The following is an 18,452-nucleotide window of genomic DNA, read 5'->3' as shown; positions in this document are numbered from 1 at the left end:
GAAGGGGTTGAGGCGGTACGAAGGCGGGCCGGGCCTGTCGCAGTGGGCCGGGAGGCGGAGGCCAACGGCGGTTCTGCGGCGACGCGGACTCGGGCCATCCGCCGATGCCGCTACTCAGGCACACCCTCGACAAGCAACAGCCGCCGCTCCAGGGCCGACTTCCGGATCTCAAGCGCTTCCGCTCCCGCGGCGGCTCGCCGGGATCCGGAACCTGGGTTTGCCTTAAGGGGGCCGTGAGACCTTTATCCGGCGGCGTCGTCAGGCCGATCGTGCGTGTCGGTCCGGAGCGCGGTCGAGGAAGTGCCCGATCCGGTCCGCAACGATCGCCGGCTGTTCGGCCTGGACGAAATGGCCCGAGTCGACCGCCTCGAACCGCCCGTCCGGCAGCGTCTCGACCCAACGTCGCTGATGTTCGGCGAGAGCGGCATGCTGCTGTTCCCGGCCCCTTGCGGGGCGGGACGCCGAGAGCAGGACCGTGGGGCACTCAGGGAGCCCGGGCGGCTCGGAGCGGAACTGTGGAATGGCCGCCGCCACGGCCTTGAGCTCCTTCCGCGTCTGCGCGATGCCGTCCGGGACGAAGTCCTCGGCGAGCATGGTCGCGTAGGTGTCCGCAGGGAAGACGCGGCGGACATGTCCGCTGGCCATACGAGCCAACGGGCGGAACCGAACCAGCGCCTGCGACACCCCCATTGCGCGGTCGACCCTTCCGACGGTCTGATCGAACGTGTCGTACGCGGGCGCGGTCTCCGGCGTCGGATCGAGCAGCACCAACCCCCGCAGCCGCGGCCCCAGCCTCTCCACCGCGCGCCGGGCGACCAGCCCGCCCATGCTGTGCGCGACGAGCACACACCGGTCGGGGACGACCGCCTCGACCAGCGCGACCAGGTCCGCGGCAAGGTCGTCGATACCCAGCTGTGCCGTCGTCCGCCCGCTGCGGCCGAATCCGGCGCGGTCGTACGCCACCAGTCGTGCCCGCCCCGCGAGCAGCGGCACCACCGAATCCCAGCAGGTGCGCCCCAGGCCCTGGCCCGCTTCGAAGACCACCCAGTCCGGCCCGCTGCCCGACTCCTCGACATGGACGGACCGGCCGTTCACCTGGACCGTCCGCCCCTCTGCCTGGCGCATACGCCCCTCCCCTCAACTGTTTCCAATTTCGGTAATGGTACCGATCATGAAACAGTACAGCCATGGACGCTACCGAACTACTCCTCCACCCCGTGCGCCTGCGCGTGCTGCACGCCCTCGCCGGAGAGCGTGTGCTGACCACCTCTCAGCTGCGAGAGCGCATGCCCGAGGTGCCGAAGGTGACCATGTATCGGCATGTCGCCCTGCTCGCCGAGGCGGGCTTCCTGGAACTGGTCGAGGAGCAGCGGGTACGCGGTGCCGTCGAGCGTCACTACCGGCTCCGCCGGGACCGCCCGGTCATCGACGCCGACGCGGCGTCCGCGATGTCGCTGGACGACCATCGCCGGGGCTTCGCCGCCGCCATGGCCGTGCTGATCGCAGAGTTCAACGCCTATCTCGACCGGCCCGGCGCGGCCCCGGTCGCCGATGCGGTCGCCTATCGCCAGGGCACGCTCTGGCTCAGCCAGGACGAACTCGCCGAGATGAACCACAAGATGCTGGAAATCCTGGGGCCCCTGCTCGCCAACCAGCCAGCGCCGGGCCGCGCTCCGTACCTCCTCAGCCGGATCTTCTTCCCGGCCGAGCGCCCACGCCCGGACGCGGAGGAGTCTTGAAGGGCGACCTCAGGCAGCGACCTCGGGCAGCGGTCTGAGGGGGCAGCGGTCTGAGGGGGCGGTCTGAGGAGCGGCCCTCACGAGACGAGCATGGGGGACTCGGTGATGTCCGCGCCCGTGTCCGCTCGGGTCGCATGGGCACGGGTTTCGCCAAACCGGCCTACCTACAGGGGGCTTGAACCTGCCCGGTCGCCTCAAGGGTGTTGACGGGCGTCTCGTTCACTGATGTAGTCACCGATCACCTCAGCGAAAGAGACGCCCGATGAGAATTCCGCGCTTCCCCGAGCCCGCCGCCACCGGGTCCGTCACGATCCACGCCACCGCGGCCCAGGCGTACGCGGTCATCAGCGACCCGACGGCCATGGCGCGCTTCGCCGAGGAGACGTACCGCGCCCGCTGGCTGGACGGTGGCACCCATGCCGTGGTCGGTGCGCGCTTCCAAGGCTGGAACCGCAACGGTCTGCGCCGTTGGGCCACCCGCTGCCGTGTCACCGACGCCGCCGCCACGCAGCGCTTCGCCTACGAGGTGACCGTGACACCGCTCGATGTGCCCATCTCGCGTTGGCAATATGACATAGCGCCCGCCGAACAGGGCTGCGCCATCACCGAGACCAACTGGATACGGGTGCCCCTGTGGTTCGTCCCCGTCGCCATCCTCGTCACCGGTGTGCGCAACCGCATGGGGGCCAACGGTGCCCACATCGGCACCACGCTCGAACGCCTCAAGGCCCACCTGGAGGCGGTGCCTTCCCCGCGCCCGTGAGCTGTGGGCGACATGAGGCGGCCGGGGTGGCTTGCGGCCGGGAGTCGCGGCGGGTGAGTCAGATCCCGTTGCCGAGCGAGCGAAGCTCGTGGGTCACGTCCGCGCCGGACGGTGCGTGTTCCGGGTCCACCAGCCACTGCAGCATCAGTCCGGTCAGCAACGCGAGCGGTACCGAGCCGCCCAGTCCCTCGCGTCCCTGACGCTGCCCCTCGGCGAGGTGCGCGCGCACCTCCGGTGACCGTTGGGCCTGCACTGCGGCCTCTAGTTGGGCCACCCACAGCGCCCGGTGCGTGGTGAAGCTGTCGATCAGTGCCTGCCAGCGCTCTTCCGGCTTGTCCGCCGGGGCGCGTGAGGCCAGTTCATCGCCGAGTTCGTCCACCGCCTGCACCAGTGCCTGGGTGAGCAGCGCGTCCTTGGAGCCGAAGTGGTAGCCGATGGCGGCATGACTGACTCCGGCGGCTGAGGCGATGTCCCGGACGGTGGTGCGTGCCCAGCCGCGTTCGATCAGGCACCGCTTGGCCCCGGCCAGTAGATCTTCTCGGTTTCCCATGCCGCACAGCATAACGGACGGTTGCCCATTTGGTTTATCCAAATGGTTTGACCAAATGGGCAAGCCCCGTCTATGGTGCTGCCCATGACGACGAACGCGAACACGAAGACGAAGGCGACGAAGGCGGAGAAGGGGAAGGTCCTGATCTCGGGTGCCAGCGTGGCCGGGCCGGCCCTGGCCTACTTCCTGCGCCGCGACGGTTACGAGGTGACTGTCGTCGAGCGTGCGCCTGATCTCCGGGACACCGGGTACGCGGTCGACTTCCGCGGCGCGGCGTTCGATGTACTCCAGGAGATGGGCGTCCTCGACGAGGTCCGCGGCCAGGACACGAAGATGCGCGGCACCGCACTGTTGGACGCGACGGGGGCCGAGATCGGACAGTTGCCGGCCGAAGTGTTCGCCGGCGAGCTCGAAGTGCCCAAGCGGGAACTGACCCGGATCCTGCACCGGCTCACCGCGGCCGACGTGGAGTACGTGTTCGACGACTCGATCAATGCTCTCGCCCAGGACGACAACGGAGTCGAGGTCGGGTTCGAGCGAGCCGTGTCCCGCCGCTTCGACCTCGTCATCGGCGCGGACGGCAACTACTCGAAGGTGCGCCGACTCGCCTTCGGCCCGCACTCCGACGTCATACGGCACCTGGGCATGTCCGGGGCCGGATTCACCGCGCCCAACCACCTCGGCCTCGACCGCAGCGGAGTGCTGCAGCAGGGCAAGGGCACGGCGATCTACGCGTTCAGCGCCGCCGACCCGAAGAGCCTGATGGTCAGCCTGTCCTTCGCCACCGACTCTCCCGCACTGGACCGGCGGAGTCGGGACGAGCAGGAGCAGGCGGTGCGGGAGGCGTTCGCCGGCAACGCATGGGAGACGCCCCGCCTCCTGGAGGCGATGACGGCAGCGGATGACTTCTACTTCTCCTCCGCCAGTCAGATCCACCTGGACCGGTGGTCGCACGGCCGGATCGCGTTGATCGGCGACGCGGGGTACTGCGCTGCACCCACCAGCGGCATGGGCACCTCACAGGCGCTCATCGGCGCGCGCACGCTGGCCCGTCAGCTGGCTGAGGCGAGCGGCGACCACGTGACGGCGTTCGCCGCATACGAGGCGGAGCTGCGGCCCTATGTCGCCGAGAACCAGGCAAAGGGCCGAGAGGGCGCGGCGATGTTCGGTGGCTGAGGCGCGTCGGCTCGTTCACCCGCTGACTGTGAGGAAGTCCAGTACCGCCGCGGTGAGTTCGGCCGGGGCATCCTCCTGGACCAGGTGACCGGCGCCGGGGATGAGCCGCAAGGTGGCTCCGGGAATGGAGGAGGCGAGCTCCCGGCTCCTGGCCACGGGGATCCAGGTGTCGTCCTCGCCCCAGCACACCAGCACGGGCAGGGCGATCTCCCCGTACCGATCCTGGATCTCGTCGGTGAAGCGCTGGTCGGCCTGGGCGATCTGCCGGTAGAAGGCGGGTTGGCCTTGTTCGCCCAGCCACGGCGCGACAAGCCTGTCACTCGTCGCCGGGTGCAGGCCCGGGTGGCTCGCGGAGGCGATGTACTCCTGCACCAGGGCCCTGTGCAGGGCCGGCGGCAACTGTGCGAACACCTCGCTGTGGTCGCCGACGAGTCGGAAGAACGGTGAACCCCATGGAGCCAGCGCGACAGGATCCACGAGGACCAGTCGACGGTACCGCGCGTCGTGCAGCAGGTGGGCGCGCAGCGCGACAGCTCCGCCGAAGTCATGCGCGACGACGAGAGGTTCCGCCAGATCCCAGTGGTCCAGCAGGTCCCGGAAGATCCGGCCCTGGGCGCCCAACGACACGTCCTGCCCTTCGTGCTTCTCCGACGATCCATAGCCGGGCATGTCCCACACGAACACGCGAAACCGCTGGGCCAGCGACCGCGCGACTGCACGCCAGACATACGAGGAGAAGGGCGTGCCGTGCAGGAGCACCACCGGTGGGGCCGACGGATCGCCGAGCGCCTCCCAGCTCACCTTGCCCGAACGACTTGCGAAGGTCCGGCTCAACTGCCAATCCCGCACGGGTTACCCCTCTCCTGTCATCACCGAATCGGCACTTTGCACCTTACTGGCGAGGGGGGGTGCCGGTCCAGGAGCGGATCGCCGACGAGACGTTCGTCTCGGGGCCGAGAGCCGTGGAATTCCGGAGGACTCGGCCCATGCCCGGGAACGGCCCGGCCTCCGTTCGGGCGAGGCGCGGGGGCCGTCGCGCTCCTCCAACTCCCGTGCCACGGAGACCATTTCACCGGATATGTCGATTCCGAGCACCTCCGTGGCGCCACGCCGCTTGAACTCCCGGCTGTAGAAGCCGGTGCCGGAGGCCAGGTCGAGGACCGACTTGCCGCGCACGTCCCCGACCATGGCCAGGAAGCCGGGCACCTCCGCGTAGTGCGCCAGCGGCAGGGACTTGAAGCCCTCGAACGCCTCACCGATCTCGTCGTACTGCTGCACGCCCATCGTGCGGTCCTCCCGTTTGCCTCGTCATGTCTCTGGCCCCGGCTTCCCGATCCCCGGGACCCGCCGCGGCCTCTGGCGGGCAGTCTTCCCGCACCCCGACAGAGCCTCGTACTGGCAGAAACAACAAAGATGCGGATGCCGTCCCGGCCTCGTGTACGAGGGGGTGTTCGGGCTCGACCGGATGAGGGACGACCGCCCATTGGGACATTCGTCGACCTGTTGGGCTCCTAGCGTCGAGGTGTCTGGCGGGGCCGCGTCCGCCGAGCGGAGCGGGGCGGCGCTGTCCGTCGCACAGCGCGATCGGTGGCGGGCGCGTGGCCCTGCGCGACGTCCGTTTCACCTCGACCCCGCCGGACAGCGGACCGTCTTCGCCAAGCTCGTCGAGGGATCGCCCCCTGCCTGGCCGTCAAGGACCCGCTCGCCATCGCGGCCTTCTACCAGAAGCTCGGTTTCGGCGTCCTGGACACCGGCCCGCTCAACCCCGAACACCCACTGCTGATCATCACCCACGACGGCAAGCCCGCCCTGATGATCCAGACCGACAGCAGCCTACGAGCGCTGCTGCCCGCCATGCAGCGAGCCAACGGCTGCTCGGGCATCCGCTACTTCACCGCCGCCGACTTCGACGCCACCGTCGAACGCATCCGCCCCCACGTCGACGTCGTCAAGGACACCGTCCCCAACTACGACCGCACCGGACGCGTTCTTCTTCCGCGACCCCGACGGCTACATCCTCGGCATCTTCGGCCCCGACGAGATCGACGCCTTCCGGCAACAGACCGGCACCGGCACCGGCACCGGCACCGAAATCGAAAGCGGCACCGGCAGCGAAACTGATGCTGCCTGAGAGGTGTTCTGTGGCGGTGGGGGCTGCAACCTCCCATTGGGAGGAGGCCGTGCGACCATTCATGACCTGCTGCACCGGTGCACAAGAGGCTGCCAGTACACGACCTCAGCGACCGGATGCCGGCAGCCTTCCCATCCTGTGCAGCAGACGCGTCTGGGGCGAGGCGTCGTGAGTGAGCGCACCCTCGGGGGCGGCGAAGAACCGATGGGTCGTTTCAGCAGCGGTGGGCGTTTCCGCCAGGCCGGCATAGATGCCCTCCAGATGCTCATCGATCCAGATGACGAGGCCGGCGTCGAGAGCGTCGTCCAGGCCGACGGCCCGTGCGAGATCCCAAGTGTGGACCGTGGTGTCGGTGGTCCTCACAGCAAGTGCCTGCTGCCCGGTCACCGGGCCCAATGGATAGTCCAGAACCTGCTGCAGGGCGCCTGCCTGGCCAAACGCCCGGGCCAACTCCTGGACGGACCGGATGTAGGCGTCCAGCGGATCCGAACCCAGCGCGTCAACGTCCCGTAGCCGCAGGAACTCCGCGCTGTCGCCACCGTGCAGCAGGCGCAGGTAATTGCGGTTCCCCCGCGCCACATGGTTGGTCAACTGCCGCACATTCCACTCCGTGCAGGGGGTCGGCCAGGTCCACTGTTCGGCTCGTACGGATCGGAGCTTCCGCTCGAACTCGCGGCTGGACAGGAGGAAGCGATCGACGAGCCCGTCAAAAGCATTGGTCATGCGATCCAGCATGCTGACCGTAGGCGGTCGAGGCTGGCGGGTAGCGGACGACGAGGTGAAGCGCTTGCCATGTCGGCACCGCCGTGTCGGCGCCGATCGGGCCGACTGGCTCATCGGGAGGGGCGATCGTAGGTGTGTTGATCGGTGGGTGGTGCTCCCGCCGCGCGTCCAGGGCTCGCCCTCACAGCCCGCCATCGGCGCAGTGCCCGACCGTCGGCCAACTCAAGCGTCGTGTCATCGCAGCCAGAGCGCCGTCTCGCAGCCAGGCGTGCCAGGATGCGATGGACACGACCGCCAGCACGTCGACGGGCAGGAGCCAGCCATGATCAGCGGTGCGCATGTCATCCTCCACAGCCAGGATGCCGAGGCAGACCGTGCCTTCATCCGTGACGTTCTCGGCTTTCGCGGCGTCGACGCAGGCGGTGGCTGGCTCATCTTCAAGCTGCCCCCGGCAGAGGTGGCCGTGCACCCGACCGAGGGACCGCCCCAGCACGAGTTCTACCTGATGTGCGATGACCTCGATTCCCAGCTCCGCGAGTTCCGCGAGCGGGGCGTTGAGATCGCCCGCCCGGTCAGCGAACAGCGCTGGGGCAGACTGACGGCGATCCGGCTCCCCAGCGGGGCCGAACTCCCACTGTACGAGCCGCTCCACCCCGTCGCTCATAGCCTGTGACCGCACCGCACCGCACCGCACGCACCGCACCGCACGCACCGCACCGCATCCGGGCTCCGGCAGCGGTGGTGGGTTTCGGTAATGGGTTTACCTCGGAGGTAATCGCCGCGAGTTGGAGCGCGCGGCTACCTTCGAGTCGGTCATCCCCCACGGGGTCGCAGACAACCGGCAAAGGAACCCGCCATGCCCGCATATGGCTTCGCGCATCTGCGCAGCCGTCGTCATCACCCCGACATCTTGGAATACTTGGAGCGTATCCAGGCCACGCTCGACCCCTTCCACGGGCGCTTCGTCATCCACGGTCCCCCGGCCGAGGTGGTGGAGGGTGCCTGGCCCGGCAGCATGGTGCTGATCGAGTTTCCGGACCTGGCCACGGCGCATGCCTGGTATGCGTCCCCCGCCTACCAGGAAATCCTGAGCCTTCGGACCGATCACATCGAGGGGGACGTGCTGCTGATCGAGGGCGTTGGGCCCGGGTACGACCCGCGCGAGCGCGCGGCGAAGCTTCGGGCGGGGGAGGCGCGGCCGGGCGGTGACGACACGGAGGCGTGAGGTGAACGGAACGCCGCCGGAGGTGCGCCGTGCACCTCAATTCCGCCCGGACGGAACCGCCGCCGCCTGTGCTGCGTGATCATGAAACATGGTCAAAAAAACCGAAGCGTGGCGAATCGCCGTCCATCTTGCCGCGGTGGGAGCCGTGGGCTGCGCCTTGACCGCTGCCCAGTTCCAGGTCGTCCTGGTCGCGTTCTTCGGCGACAGCATGCTCGTGGCGATCGCCGTCTTCATCGTCGTGGCAGCTCTCGTCGTCAGCCTCCTCGCGGGCTTCGCCGTTGCCGCCGCCCCGTTCGCACCGCTCGCCCGCCGGAAGCGCGGTCGCTGGGTCTGGGCAGCGGGCGTCTACGCCTTCGGGACCGTCGCCACCATGGGAGCCGCGGCGCTGGAACCGTCATCGGGTGGGCTCAGTCACAGTCTTCTGCTCTTCCCTTGGGGCGGAGCGTGCTACGCGCTCGCCGCGGCGTTCTTCCTCCCGAGCACCCGCACGCGGCTGGCAACCCTGGGCGTCACCGTCGCCCTGGCCGCCGGCATCGGCTACGACGCCTGGGCCGCCGCGCAACCCCCCACGCTCGACGCCTGGCTCACCGCCAACCGCGTGGACCGGGCACTCCTGCGCGTCGGCGAACCGCCCACCGGTTACACCCTGCGCATCAACGGAGCCGCTGAGCACACCTTCGGCGCCGGGTACGAACGACCAGGCGCCCCTGGCCTCCACCTGGCCGTGGAACACCCGGGTCAGGACACCCGTCGCACCGACGCCAACGGCTGCCCCGTACCGATCGGCGAAACGATCCAGTGCACCGACGACGGCAACGGCCGCCAACTCATCACTCACAAAGGCCCCTATGAACGGCAGGAACTCCGTCTGCGTCAGGCCGGCCTGATCCACACCGTCACCCTCGCAGGCCACCCCGCCGACCTGCCTGCTGCCCGCCAGATCCTCGCGACGCTCCGACCGGCAACCGACGCGGAACTCACCCCGCTTCTCACCCTGCCCATGAGACGGTGACCACTCCGTCCGACCGCCCGACCGCCCGACCGCCCGAGCCCCGTGCCCGCCAGCCGGCCGCCGGGCATCCATCAGGATGGGTGCGGCGGCCTGCCAAGGGCCCGGGCCAGGAGGGAGAGGAAGGGGAAGTCGATGGGCGCCTTCGAGGTGGGACAGACAGTGGTACGGCGCGACGTGCACCGCAGCGGGCTCGTGTGGAACGAGCACGCGGGTGGTCACGCACCCGGCGCCCGGCAACCGGGCTATGTCTCCCGTCTGATCCATTCGCCGCCGCCCGGCGGGTAGTCGTAGCCGGGGCGTCCGGCGTCGGCGCTGGTGCGGAACGGGGCGCCGTTGTCGTTGACGTGCACGGTGCCGTGGCGGTCGCCGCTGGACCAGTCCAGGGTGAGGTCCCAGCGGACGTCGTGCGCCTTGGTGTGGGCGCTGACGTAGAAGACCTCCGGATCGGACTCGCTGGTCTTGTAGGGGAAGCTGTCGGCGACCGACGGCAGCGGCGCCCACGGCAGGACGGAGAAGTCCCTGGCCGTCTACTTCCACGGCCCCTCCGGCAACGAGAGCGTCGGCGCGGCTGCCCACCCCGCACTGCCCGCCAAGGGGGTCTACATCGACGACTCCCTCAACGTCACCTACTGGCAGCAGTCGATGGATGACGCAGTCCGCTGGTGACACCACCGGCGACACGGCACACCCGCCCACCGCCACCCACCACCAGGCCAACACACCACCGGTTTCCCGTAGATGGCCGGTGCTCTCGGGTGGGCGACCCCGCCTCAGCTGCGGCAAGAGCGTCGGCGCAGCCGCTGCCGAGGCATCCGGCGCCCGGTTCACCCCGTGCGATGTTTGGCCAGTCCAGCCATGCGCGGGCTGGTTCTGCCCCTGCTCAGGACACTCTCCGTCCCGCCGCCCCTGGCCGGCGGTCTCAAATGGCCGGTTGACCTGGGAAGTTGCCCTTGCGGGGACATCGATGAGTTTGGCCGGATTGCGACCGGTGCGGAGGCTGATCCCTTTCCGGTCGGTGCGGTCGAGGGACTTTTTCAGGGTCCCGCGGGGGCGGTGAGCAGGCCGAAATCCTTCTGTCCGGAGTCCTTTGACTTTCAGATCGACAGGTTCAGGGGCTATAAACAGGGGCCGTAAAGCTGAAGGGCAAGGGTTATGCAGACGTGGGAACCGCCGGCTCACCCGAGTCGCCTTCCGTCACTGACCGGTATGCGGTTCATCGCGGCCTTCGCCGTGCTGGTCTCGCATCTGGCCGGTCAAATCGCCGGAACGACGCACCCTGACCTGTCGAATCTGCTCACGACCCTCGGTCCGGTCGGAGTGGCCTTCTTCTTCGTACTCAGCGGGTTCATTCTCACCTGGGTCGCCGATCCGAATGACACCGCCCGACTATTCTGGCGTCGGCGCCTGGTGAAGATTGTGCCGAACCATGTGACGACTTTCGCGGCCACCGTGGTGTTGATGGCCGCCGCCGGCGTACCGATCATGGTGATCAACACGACCCCGACGCTGCTGCTGATCGAGCCCTGGATTCCCCATTTTGATTCCCTGGGTGGGCTGACCGGCATCAACGTGCCGAGTTGGACCCTCGGCTGTGAGATGGTCTTCTATTTCGCCTTCCCCTGGCTGTTCCCTTTCATCAGGCGTATACGCCCCTCGCGGTTGTGGTCGTGGGCGATGGTCGTCGGCGCGGCGATCGTCGCTGTCCCGTTCATTGCCCTGCTGTTGCCGGAGCAGCCGGTCACCTCGTGGGACCCGACGATTCCGGAGCTGCAGTCCTGGTTCGCCTACAGCCTTCCCTTCACCAGGATGCTGGAATTCGTGCTCGGCATCCTGATCGCCCGCATCGTGATGACGGGAAAACGGATCCGCCTGGGCACGGCGCCGGCACTCATTCTCACGATCCTCTGTGTGGTGGTCCAATCCCTCCTTCCGGGCGTATTTCGCCTCTGTGCAGGGCCGACCGCGTTCGCACTCGCCCTGGTGATAGCGGCAGGCGCCGGCGCCGATATGCGCGCCGCGCGAACGCTTGTGAGCGGCCGCATGATGGTGTGGCTGGGAGAGATTTCGTTCGCCCTCTATCTGGTGCACTACCTCGTGATCCAGTACGGCCCGATCGATGGCGTGCACGCCACGGGCCAGGAAATGAGCGCATCCCTGTCGACGAGACTGATCCATATTCTGCTCACCGTCGTGATCAGCATCGCCCTCGCGGCGGTCCTCTACACGGTGGTCGAACGCCCCGCAGTCCGGCGTTTCAGCCGCCCAACCAGCAGGCGCGACGAGTCGATCGCAGCACCCGACCTGGTCGAGGGGCAGTGACGTTTCGCCACTCGACAGATTGCTGCGACCCCTTGATGTGATGCATGTCCCTCCCGCCGGCCTGGAGCTGTCCCACATGACGAACACCCGCGTTTCCCGCGGCACCGAAGTCCCCGAATTTCCGGTCACCCGGCCGGATTCCCGCCCCTTCGACCCCGACGAGACCTACACCCGGCTGCGTGCTGAGGCGCCCGTGACGCCGGTCAGCTGCCCGGCCGGGATGGACGCCTGGCTGGTCAGCCGGTACGACGACATCCGCAGCGTGCTCGCGGATCCGCGGATGAGCTCCCGCGGCGCCGGCTCGATGCACATGTTGCCGTCCTACGACATGCGCGACCCGTTACCCGGCTCGATGATCCAGCTGGACGGCGAGGAGCACACGCGGCTGCGGCGGTTGCTGATCGGCGAGTTCACCGTGCGGCGGATGGAGGCCCTGCGGCCGTACATCCAAAAGATCGCCGACCAGCAGGTCGACGCGATGCTCGCCGGATCGAGCGCCGACCTGGTGCGGGACTTCGCATTGCCGATCCCCTCGCTGGTGATCTGCGAGTTGCTCGGCGTGCCCTACGACGACCATGCGGCGTTCCAACGCGACAGCGAGGTCCTGATGGGCTTCGAGGCGGACGCCGCCACCCGTGACGCGGCCAGCCGGCGGCTGGAGCACCACCTCGGCGAGCTGATCGAGCAACGGCTCGTCGAGCCGCGGGACGACCTGCTGAGCCGTCTGATCGCCCGCGGCAACGCGACCGAACGGCCGCTGACCGTACAGGAGTTGACCGCACTCGGCGTGTTGCTGCTGGTCGCCGGGCATGAGACCACCGCCAACATGATGACGCTGAGCACAGTGGCGCTGTTGCAGAGTCCGGAGCGCAGGGCGGCACTGCTGGGCGCGCCGGACGCGGCCGGCACCGCGGTGGAGGAACTGCTGCGCTATGTGTCGGTCATTCAGTTCGGGCTGTTCCGATACGCCACCGAGGACGTCACCGTCGGCGGCACCACGGTGCAGGCGGGGGAGTGGGTGGTCGCCGCGATCCCCTCCGGCAACCGGGACGAGAGCGTGTTCGCGGCCCCGGACACCATCGATCTCGGCCGGCAGGCCCGCAGACATCTGGCGTTCGGCTTCGGCGCGCACCAGTGCATCGGTCAGCAGCTGGCCCGGATCCAGTTGCAGGTCGCGCTGACCACGCTGCTGCGGCGCGTGCCCGGGCTGCGGCTGGCGAGGCCGTTGGAGCCGTCGGAGTTCAAGCGCAACGACATCGTCTACGGCCTGCGGAGCATGCCGGTCGTCTGGTGAGCACCCGACCGGGCCGGCGCGCAGATGTGCCGGTGCGCCGGCGCGACGTGCGTGTGATGCACATGTGATGCGCGGCTCCCGCGCCCTGCCCTGTGGGTCGGGGCGCGGCGGGTCTCGGGCCCGGCCCGCTGATCGTGAATCCGGTGAGGCGCCACCCCGCGGTGATCGCCTCGTCGATCGCCACGGTCGCAGGCATGCCCCCCGGCCGCACCATGCTGACCTACGGCGCGGGGGCACGGCCGTCCGGCTGATGGGCCGAAGCCCCGCAACCGTGGCCCGCCTCGCCGACGCGGTCACCCTGACCGGAGAACTCCTGAGGGGGCGACCCAAGCGGGGCGGAATCCGGAGCAGGTCAAGATCGGGGCCATCTTCCATACCGTGCTGGACGACGACCTCGAACGCGCCGCCCTGATCAGCCGTTCCAAGGCCGCCGGATACTACGAGCGCGCTGTACGGGACGCCCACGATGATCACCGGGCAACTGGAGCAGGTGCTTGGGGACGGCCTGCCGATCTCCGTGGTCGTCACGCATCCGATGCGGCACCGCTGCCGGGCGGCCCGTCACCGTACCTCGACCGCTTCGCCGCCGAGGTGATCCCCCTCCTCCGCGACCGTCTCAGCAGCTGACGGCCCCGGAAGGAACCAGGCACGACGCTGGCCCACCGGCCGGCCGACACCACCTCGTGGCACCCGGCCCGGAAGGCCCGTTGGGCGTTGCTACAGGTTGACGCCGCCGGTGACGTCGAGCTTGGTACCGGTGATCCAGCGGGCGTCGTCGGAGGCCAGGAAGGCGACTGCGTCGGCGATGTCCGGGACCTGGCCGATCCGGCCGAGGGCGGTCAGGCCGATGTTGCGCTCCACGTTCGCCGGGTCGGCCAGCACTTCGGCGGTCATGTCGGTGTGAGTGAAGCCGACCGCGACGGAATTGACGGTGATGCCACGGGGGCCGAGATGCTTGGCCAGGGTGTGACTGAACACCTCCAGCGCGCCCTTGGTGAGCGGATACCCGATGCCATGGGCCGAGGCGATGCGCGTGGAGACGGAGGAGATGTTGATGATCCGGCCGCCGTCGCGCAGCCGTGGCAGCAGCCGCTGGGTGAGGAAGAACGGTGCCTTGACGTTGACCGCGACCATCTGGTCGAACTCCTCAGGGGTGAGGACCTCGATCGGTCGCCCCATGTGGTTGAGACCCGCGTTGTGAACCAGGACGTCGATCGACGATTCCCCGTGCGCGCGAAGTCCGGCCTCCAGGCCCGCGATGAGTGTGTCCACGTCGTCGGGAACGCCCAGTTCGGCGCCCACGATGAATGCCCGACCGCCGGCCGCGGCGATGGCCGCGGCGGTCTCCGCGGCAGCCGCCTCGTTACGGCCGTAGTGCACGGCGACCAGGGCGCCATCCCGGGCCAGGCGTTCGGCGATGCCGCGACCGATGCCTCGGCTGCTGCCGGTGACGAGTGCGATCTTGCCACTGAGGTTTCCCATGCTCACTCCTTGATGGTGTTCGCGGAGCCATTTGGTCAACCAAGCTTAGCCTTGCCTAAGTTGCGTGTTGTTGTCCAGGGTAGCCCGACGGACCCTGTGGGACGGGCACCGTGGGCGACGACTCGCCGCACGACGTACGAGGGCATCGCCCGATGCTCGATCACGGTCCCATGCCCCGTCTCAGGAGCTGTCTGGCGCGCGGTCGGGATCCGGAACCGATGAAGCGGTGACTGTGCCGGTCAGCTACCGAGCCCAGGAGGCACGGGCCGCCACTCGGCCACCTGCGCACCAGCAGTGATCTCTTGCGTGAACTCGAAGCCGATGGATGACAATTGGAACCCGCAACGCTACGAATTGGAGGCGAGGACAACGCATGCCTGACCACCTCACGCTTCGGCCTGCCCGAGCCGCCGAGGCGGACGCCATCGCCACGATGTGGGGCGAGGCGGCGGCCTGGCTCCGCTCCCGCGGAATCGACCAGTGGCAGTACCCGGCGAACCGCGGAACGATCGTGCGTGACATCGAGCGGGGCAACGCCCATGTGGTGCTCGGCGGTGCCGCCTACCTGGGGACGATCACCACCGACGAGTGCGCCGATCCCGAATTCTGGCTACCTGCCGATGCGCCGAACGAGGCGCTCTACGTGCACCGGCTGATCGCCCGCCCTCTCGCCCAAGGCGTTTCCCTGGGCAGCGCGATGCTCAACTGGGCGTCGCGGCAAGCGGCGAGGGCCGGCAAGCGCTGGCTCCGTGTCGATGTCTGGAAGACCAACGCCGACCTTGGCCGCTACTACGAGGCCCAGGCGTTCTTGAAGGTCCGCACCGTCGATCTGCCGCACCGCCGGTCAGGTGCGCTCTACCAACGGAGAGCGGGAGCGATCGCCGGCGACGGGCCCGTGTTGCTCTGAGCGCGTACCGCTCAACTCCAGCCGGGTGTTGGCGGGAGCGGCCAGGCCGGTGGGGAGGGAAGCTGCCGATCCGACCGGAGGAGTGCGTCGGAGCCGCGGCCACAGAACCAGGCGAGGAGTGCGTGGCCGGGACCGGTGACGGTGGGTCCGGTCGCGGCGAGGGTCCAGGCACGGTCGAGATCGGTGGCTTCGACGCGGGCGACAGGGAAGGCGCGTGCGGCCAGGGCGGCGACGGTTTCATCGAGTGCCCAAATGACGTAGTGCGCAGGCCAGTTGACGGCGGTGTAACCGAGGTCCAGATCGACATGGTGGGTTTCGAGTTCGCGCCAGGCACGGTGGAGGGTGAACCACGCGGGGTGCCGCCAGCCCGCGAGGGCCGAGACGAGGGTGGGCCAGCGACCGCCGGGCATGGCGCCCGCCTCGTCGAACAGGCAGTTCAGACTGCTACGCAGGTCGGCGACGAGTTCGGTGGCGCCGCGCTCGGCGCCCTCGCGCAGCGCCCGGTCCAGGGTGGCGGCATCCACACGCGGCCCGGGCTCGACGCCGGTGCGGGCCAGCGTCAGCAGCCAATGGTAGGCATCGGCACTGCGGGCGAGGTGGGTGAGGACATGGCCGCGGCTCCAGGCGGGAAGCGCGGAGGGTTCGCGGGCCTTGTGGTCGGTCAACGCATCGAGCGTGGTGGCCAGGCGCGCGGCGGACGCGCGGACGTCGTCGAGAAGAGCGGTGATGCCGGCGCGGTCGATGTCGGTGGTGTGGGTCACGGGCCGGCACTCTACAACCGGCCGGTGAGCGGGTGGACGGCTTCCCCCAGGATGCCGTTGACGACCCGGCGGCGATCTCGCACCGGACGGCCCATCCGCACCGGAGCCAGCAACGGCTCGACCATCGACCAGGATTCATCGGTCAGCTCATGCCGACGCACCACGACCGACCCAGCGAGTCGACGACTTTGCGTCGATGGTCAGGAAGCCGGCTGCGGCACCTTCCCCCGGCTGGGTCCTCAGGGCACATGCCCAACCCCGCCAACCGCTTCCACTCCTGGATCTACCGGAAGCGCGCGGACGTCAACTGCATCATCCACACGCACCCGCTGCACACGGCCGCGCTCGCCATGCTGGAAGTGCCGCTGATGGTCTCCCAGATGGACACGACGCCGCTGTACGACGACTGCGCCTTCCTCAAGGACTGGCCGGGCGTGCCGGTGGGCAACGAAGAGGGCGAGATCATTTCCGCCGCCCTCGGTGACAAGCGGGCCGTCCTGCTGGCCCACCACGGCCAGTTGGTGACGGGCTCCACGATCGAGGAAGCGTGCACCCTGGCGCTGCTCATCGAGCGCGCCGCCCGCCTGTAGCTGCTGGCGATGTCGGCGGGGACCATCCGGCCCCTGGACCCGGCTCTGGCCCGTGAGGCCCACGACTGGACCTCCACCGACCGGCGCAGCAAGGCGAACTTCGCGTACTACGCGCGCAAGGCGCTGCGCAGTCACCCCGACTGCGTGAGCGGACAGGTGGACCTCTGATGGCCAACCCGCCGCTGAAGGGCATCATCTCCTACCCGGTCACCCCCTTCGACGCCGTCACCGGCCAGGTCGATCTGTCCGCGCTGCGGAACCTCACCAGCGATCTCGTCGCCGCCGGCAGCCACGCCGTCGCCCCGCTGGGCAGCACCGGCGAGAGCGCCTACCTGACCGAGACGGAGTGGGACGCGGCCTGCGAGATCACCCTGCACACGGTGGCCGGGCCGGTGCCGACCCTCGTCGGCGCCTCCCACTGGAGCACCGAGGGCACGGTCCGCCGCGCCCGCGTGGCCGCCCGCCACGGCGCCACCGCGATCATGCTTCCGCGCCATCCGTGAACTGTCCGACGGAGAGCTGTCGGGCTACAACGGCAGCAACCCGGTCGCCCTGGAGCCTTCCGTGCCGGCGCCGCCGGCTGGTGCACAGCCTCCCTCTGCCTCGTACCGCGGCGGGTACTGGAGCTTTACGCCGCGGTTGTCTGCGGACACGACGACCGCGCGGACGCGCTGTTGCGGAAGCTGCTGCCGTTCTGGCAGTTCATCGTCCGCCATGGCCTTCCCCGTGCCATCAAGGCGGGCCTCGATTTCCAGCAGCGCCCGGCCGGGCCGCCGAGGCCGCCGCTGCTGCCCCTGCCCCAGTACGAGACGCGGCAGCTACGGGAGATGCTCACGGATCTCCTCGCCGGCCGGCTCCCGCCGTCCGCCGTCTGATGGCTCGAACGGTCGTCGCCGGCGGCCGCTCCCGGTGACCGGCTTCTGTACGTCAGCGCTTCGGCGGCGGCTTGATCAGGTAGAGCCGGCGGGCGAGGTCCAGCGCCGTCAGCATCACGTTGGCGCCGTTCCAGCGGTACGGGCGCTGCTGCCCCCACACGGAGCGGTTGCCGCCGCTCGGATCGGCGACATGCGCGTCCACGACGACCCCGGAACGATCGTTCCAGTCATGGATCTCCGCCTCGTGGTCGCCCACTGTCCAGGTCTGCCCACCCCGGATGTGCTGGGCGATCAGCCCGGGAATCAACTGGAACCGCGACCCTTCGGCCAGGGCCACGGCCAGCCTCTCGACACCGTCCTGCAGTCTGTGGTTGCTCGTGCCGGGGTCGTTGTCGAACAGTTGGCGTACGGCATCCCTCAGGAAACCCCGGCCGACTTGGATGGTGGGGAGGTCGCGATAGGTGACGGGGAAGGGGAAGCGCGACCTTTGGGCGCCCTCGTACACCTCACCCGGGACCATGTCTCTCCCGCCCTCGGTGAACGTGTAGACGATCTGGCGGTTGTCCCCGTGGCGCACGTAGAAGCCCAGCAGATAGTTGTCGGACCGGCGGAAGAGACCTCGGACCTGGCGGCCCCCGATGTCGTCGCGCTCGGCGAGCCGTCCGATGTTGATCGACTGGAAGGCCTCGGGGTTGGGGTTCCGGATCAGATTCGTCGCTTGCTGCCATCCGCGGCTGCGGCTGCGGCTGGGCCTGCGTCTGTGACCGGGACTGTGGCCGGGCCTCCGGGCTGTTCTGGGCGACCGCGCTTCCCGCACCGAGCGTGCCCGCCAGCACGGAAACCACGACCGTCGCACTGGCCAATCGCCGCCGCAGCGACCCGTGTTCAGTTCCTCGCGTCATCTC

22 protein-coding genes and 4 pseudogenes are annotated in these 18,452 nt (G+C 69.0%); 15 read left to right on the top strand and 11 right to left on the bottom strand.

Annotation, left to right across the window (positions count from 1 at the left end; all coding sequences use genetic code 11):
• Positions 1-258: 258 nt before the first annotated feature.
• A complete protein-coding gene (locus MOV08_RS01220) occupies positions 259-1,125 on the bottom strand; it encodes an alpha/beta fold hydrolase (RefSeq protein ID WP_275305806.1) in 867 nt (288 codons plus the stop codon).
• A 62-nt stretch (positions 1,126-1,187) separates the two neighbouring features.
• On the opposite strand from MOV08_RS01220, the gene MOV08_RS01215 reads away from it, so the two are divergent.
• Both MOV08_RS01215 and MOV08_RS01210 read left to right on the top strand, forming a co-directional pair.
• Positions 1,188-1,739 (top strand): helix-turn-helix domain-containing protein, encoded by a 552-nt coding sequence (locus MOV08_RS01215; RefSeq protein WP_039628778.1) that lies wholly within the window; start codon positions 1,188-1,190, stop codon positions 1,737-1,739.
• Between the two features lie 262 nt (positions 1,740-2,001).
• Positions 2,002-2,502: an SRPBCC family protein gene (locus tag MOV08_RS01210; protein ID WP_275305805.1), complete on the top strand. Its 501-nt coding sequence runs from the start codon at positions 2,002-2,004 to the stop codon at positions 2,500-2,502.
• 58 nt (positions 2,503-2,560) lie between these two features.
• Here MOV08_RS01210 and MOV08_RS01205 read toward each other — a convergent pair whose 3' ends face one another.
• A complete protein-coding gene (locus MOV08_RS01205; protein WP_039639882.1) occupies positions 2,561-3,052 on the bottom strand; it encodes a TetR/AcrR family transcriptional regulator in 492 nt (163 codons plus the stop codon).
• Between the two features lie 84 nt (positions 3,053-3,136).
• Here MOV08_RS01205 and MOV08_RS01200 point away from each other — a divergent pair, with 84 nt between their 5' ends.
• Positions 3,137-4,228 (top strand): FAD-dependent monooxygenase, encoded by a 1,092-nt coding sequence (locus tag MOV08_RS01200; protein ID WP_275305804.1) that lies wholly within the window; start codon positions 3,137-3,139, stop codon positions 4,226-4,228.
• A 15-nt stretch (positions 4,229-4,243) separates the two neighbouring features.
• Here MOV08_RS01200 and MOV08_RS01195 read toward each other — a convergent pair whose 3' ends face one another.
• Complete coding sequence (locus MOV08_RS01195) at positions 4,244-5,077, bottom strand: alpha/beta fold hydrolase (RefSeq protein ID WP_275305803.1); 834 nt, start codon at positions 5,075-5,077, stop codon at positions 4,244-4,246.
• 183 nt (positions 5,078-5,260) lie between these two features.
• Positions 5,261-5,512: pseudogene (locus MOV08_RS43995) on the bottom strand (class I SAM-dependent methyltransferase); the annotation flags it as partial.
• Positions 5,513-5,815: 303 nt separating this feature from the next.
• Between MOV08_RS43995 and MOV08_RS01185 the strand changes: the two are divergent.
• Complete coding sequence (locus MOV08_RS01185) at positions 5,816-6,349, top strand: VOC family protein (RefSeq protein ID WP_275305801.1); 534 nt, start codon at positions 5,816-5,818, stop codon at positions 6,347-6,349.
• 115 nt (positions 6,350-6,464) lie between these two features.
• Here the strand turns inward: MOV08_RS01185 and MOV08_RS01180 are convergent, their stop codons facing one another.
• Positions 6,465-7,094 carry a TIGR03086 family metal-binding protein gene (locus MOV08_RS01180; RefSeq protein WP_275305800.1) on the bottom strand — a complete coding sequence of 210 codons (630 nt, stop codon included), beginning with the start codon at positions 7,092-7,094 and terminating at the stop codon, positions 6,465-6,467.
• A 169-nt stretch (positions 7,095-7,263) separates the two neighbouring features.
• Positions 7,264-7,746 (bottom strand): hypothetical protein, encoded by a 483-nt coding sequence (locus MOV08_RS01175; protein ID WP_275305799.1) that lies wholly within the window; start codon positions 7,744-7,746, stop codon positions 7,264-7,266.
• Positions 7,747-7,938: 192 nt separating this feature from the next.
• Here MOV08_RS01175 and MOV08_RS01170 point away from each other — a divergent pair, with 192 nt between their 5' ends.
• On the top strand, positions 7,939-8,307 hold the full coding sequence (locus tag MOV08_RS01170) for a DUF1330 domain-containing protein (RefSeq protein ID WP_275305798.1): 369 nt from the start codon (positions 7,939-7,941) through the stop codon (positions 8,305-8,307).
• Positions 8,308-8,464: 157 nt separating this feature from the next.
• Positions 8,465-9,319: a hypothetical protein gene (locus MOV08_RS01165; protein WP_275305797.1), complete on the top strand. Its 855-nt coding sequence runs from the start codon at positions 8,465-8,467 to the stop codon at positions 9,317-9,319.
• Positions 9,320-9,561: 242 nt separating this feature from the next.
• Here MOV08_RS01165 and MOV08_RS01160 read toward each other — a convergent pair.
• Positions 9,562-9,789, bottom strand: a pseudogene (locus MOV08_RS01160) (transcriptional regulator); the annotation flags it as partial.
• Between the two features lies 1 nt (position 9,790).
• Between MOV08_RS01160 and MOV08_RS01155 the strand changes: the two are divergent.
• The 4 genes and pseudogenes from MOV08_RS01155 to MOV08_RS01140 all read left to right on the top strand — a co-directional run.
• Positions 9,791-9,985: pseudogene (locus tag MOV08_RS01155) on the top strand (DUF4232 domain-containing protein); the annotation flags it as partial.
• A gap of 540 nt (positions 9,986-10,525) precedes the next feature.
• The gene (locus MOV08_RS01150) at positions 10,526-11,638 is read left to right on the top strand and encodes an acyltransferase family protein (RefSeq protein WP_338057122.1); all 1,113 of its coding nucleotides are present in this window, start codon (positions 10,526-10,528) and stop codon (positions 11,636-11,638) included.
• A gap of 76 nt (positions 11,639-11,714) precedes the next feature.
• Positions 11,715-12,932: a cytochrome P450 gene (locus MOV08_RS01145; protein ID WP_275305795.1), complete on the top strand. Its 1,218-nt coding sequence runs from the start codon at positions 11,715-11,717 to the stop codon at positions 12,930-12,932.
• Between the two features lie 378 nt (positions 12,933-13,310).
• The gene (locus tag MOV08_RS01140; protein WP_275305794.1) at positions 13,311-13,559 is read left to right on the top strand and encodes a hypothetical protein; all 249 of its coding nucleotides are present in this window, start codon (positions 13,311-13,313) and stop codon (positions 13,557-13,559) included.
• Positions 13,560-13,649: 90 nt separating this feature from the next.
• Here MOV08_RS01140 and MOV08_RS01135 read toward each other — a convergent pair whose 3' ends face one another.
• Entirely contained in the window at positions 13,650-14,414 is a 765-nt protein-coding gene (locus MOV08_RS01135) for an SDR family NAD(P)-dependent oxidoreductase (protein ID WP_275305793.1), read from the bottom strand.
• 373 nt (positions 14,415-14,787) lie between these two features.
• On the opposite strand from MOV08_RS01135, the gene MOV08_RS01130 reads away from it, so the two are divergent.
• A complete protein-coding gene (locus MOV08_RS01130; RefSeq protein ID WP_039628753.1) occupies positions 14,788-15,321 on the top strand; it encodes an N-acetyltransferase in 534 nt (177 codons plus the stop codon).
• Positions 15,322-15,332: 11 nt separating this feature from the next.
• Here the strand turns inward: MOV08_RS01130 and MOV08_RS01125 are convergent, their stop codons facing one another.
• Together MOV08_RS01125 and MOV08_RS01120 are read right to left on the bottom strand one after the other, a co-directional pair.
• Positions 15,333-16,082: a maleylpyruvate isomerase family mycothiol-dependent enzyme gene (locus MOV08_RS01125; protein WP_275305792.1), complete on the bottom strand. Its 750-nt coding sequence runs from the start codon at positions 16,080-16,082 to the stop codon at positions 15,333-15,335.
• A gap of 11 nt (positions 16,083-16,093) precedes the next feature.
• Positions 16,094-16,246 carry a hypothetical protein gene (locus MOV08_RS01120; protein WP_275312057.1) on the bottom strand — a complete coding sequence of 51 codons (153 nt, stop codon included), beginning with the start codon at positions 16,244-16,246 and terminating at the stop codon, positions 16,094-16,096.
• Between MOV08_RS01120 and MOV08_RS01115 the strand changes: the two genes are divergently transcribed.
• The 4 genes and pseudogenes from MOV08_RS01115 to MOV08_RS01100 form a co-directional block, all read left to right on the top strand.
• Positions 16,232-16,672: a class II aldolase/adducin family protein gene (locus MOV08_RS01115; protein ID WP_338057121.1), complete on the top strand. Its 441-nt coding sequence runs from the start codon at positions 16,232-16,234 to the stop codon at positions 16,670-16,672. The two genes, MOV08_RS01120 and MOV08_RS01115, sit on opposite strands and share 15 nt — an antisense overlap.
• Before the next feature lie 9 nt (positions 16,673-16,681).
• Positions 16,682-16,840 (top strand): hypothetical protein, encoded by a 159-nt coding sequence (locus MOV08_RS01110; protein ID WP_275305790.1) that lies wholly within the window; start codon positions 16,682-16,684, stop codon positions 16,838-16,840.
• Positions 16,840-17,175 (top strand): dihydrodipicolinate synthase family protein, encoded by a 336-nt coding sequence (locus MOV08_RS01105; protein WP_275305789.1) that lies wholly within the window; start codon positions 16,840-16,842, stop codon positions 17,173-17,175. Before MOV08_RS01110 ends, MOV08_RS01105 begins: the two co-directional genes overlap by 1 nt.
• Before the next feature lie 69 nt (positions 17,176-17,244).
• Positions 17,245-17,547 (top strand): annotated as a pseudogene (locus tag MOV08_RS01100) (dihydrodipicolinate synthase family protein); the annotation flags it as partial.
• 52 nt (positions 17,548-17,599) lie between these two features.
• Here MOV08_RS01100 and MOV08_RS01095 read toward each other — a convergent pair.
• Complete coding sequence (locus MOV08_RS01095; protein ID WP_275305788.1) at positions 17,600-18,364, bottom strand: ribosome-inactivating family protein; 765 nt, start codon at positions 18,362-18,364, stop codon at positions 17,600-17,602.
• Between the last annotated feature and the right edge of the window lie 88 nt (positions 18,365-18,452).

The sequence above is a fragment of the Streptomyces yunnanensis genome, assembly GCF_029011865.1.
In the GTDB taxonomy this organism is placed as follows: Bacteria; Actinomycetota; Actinomycetes; order Streptomycetales; family Streptomycetaceae; genus Streptomyces; species Streptomyces yunnanensis.
The sequence above is the reverse complement of the archived record's forward strand: the minus strand, read 5'-3'. Positions and strand labels throughout refer to the sequence as shown.

Excerpts from the sequence above, each read along its gene's own strand:
- MOV08_RS01105 (WP_275305789.1), top strand. The coding sequence starts at position 16,840 with ATGGCCAACCCGCCGCTGAAGGGCATCATCTCCTACCCGGTCACCCCC.
- MOV08_RS01150 (WP_338057122.1), top strand. The coding sequence starts at position 10,526 with ATGCGGTTCATCGCGGCCTTCGCCGTGCTGGTCTCGCATCTGGCCGGT.
- MOV08_RS01175 (WP_275305799.1), bottom strand. The coding sequence starts at position 7,746 with ATGAGCGACGGGGTGGAGCGGCTCGTACAGTGGGAGTTCGGCCCCGCT.
- MOV08_RS01215 (WP_039628778.1), top strand. The coding sequence starts at position 1,188 with ATGGACGCTACCGAACTACTCCTCCACCCCGTGCGCCTGCGCGTGCTG.
- MOV08_RS01220 (WP_275305806.1), bottom strand. The coding sequence starts at position 1,125 with ATGCGCCAGGCAGAGGGGCGGACGGTCCAGGTGAACGGCCGGTCCGTC.
- MOV08_RS01170 (WP_275305798.1), top strand. The coding sequence starts at position 7,939 with ATGCCCGCATATGGCTTCGCGCATCTGCGCAGCCGTCGTCATCACCCC.
- MOV08_RS01135 (WP_275305793.1), bottom strand. The coding sequence starts at position 14,414 with ATGGGAAACCTCAGTGGCAAGATCGCACTCGTCACCGGCAGCAGCCGA.
- MOV08_RS01145 (WP_275305795.1), top strand. The coding sequence starts at position 11,715 with ATGACGAACACCCGCGTTTCCCGCGGCACCGAAGTCCCCGAATTTCCG.
- MOV08_RS01210 (WP_275305805.1), top strand. The coding sequence starts at position 2,002 with ATGAGAATTCCGCGCTTCCCCGAGCCCGCCGCCACCGGGTCCGTCACG.
- MOV08_RS01205 (WP_039639882.1), bottom strand. The coding sequence starts at position 3,052 with ATGGGAAACCGAGAAGATCTACTGGCCGGGGCCAAGCGGTGCCTGATC.
- MOV08_RS01130 (WP_039628753.1), top strand. The coding sequence starts at position 14,788 with ATGCCTGACCACCTCACGCTTCGGCCTGCCCGAGCCGCCGAGGCGGAC.
- MOV08_RS01110 (WP_275305790.1), top strand. The coding sequence starts at position 16,682 with ATGTCGGCGGGGACCATCCGGCCCCTGGACCCGGCTCTGGCCCGTGAG.
- MOV08_RS01115 (WP_338057121.1), top strand. The coding sequence starts at position 16,232 with ATGCCGACGCACCACGACCGACCCAGCGAGTCGACGACTTTGCGTCGA.
- MOV08_RS01180 (WP_275305800.1), bottom strand. The coding sequence starts at position 7,094 with ATGCTGGATCGCATGACCAATGCTTTTGACGGGCTCGTCGATCGCTTC.
- MOV08_RS01200 (WP_275305804.1), top strand. The coding sequence starts at position 3,137 with ATGACGACGAACGCGAACACGAAGACGAAGGCGACGAAGGCGGAGAAG.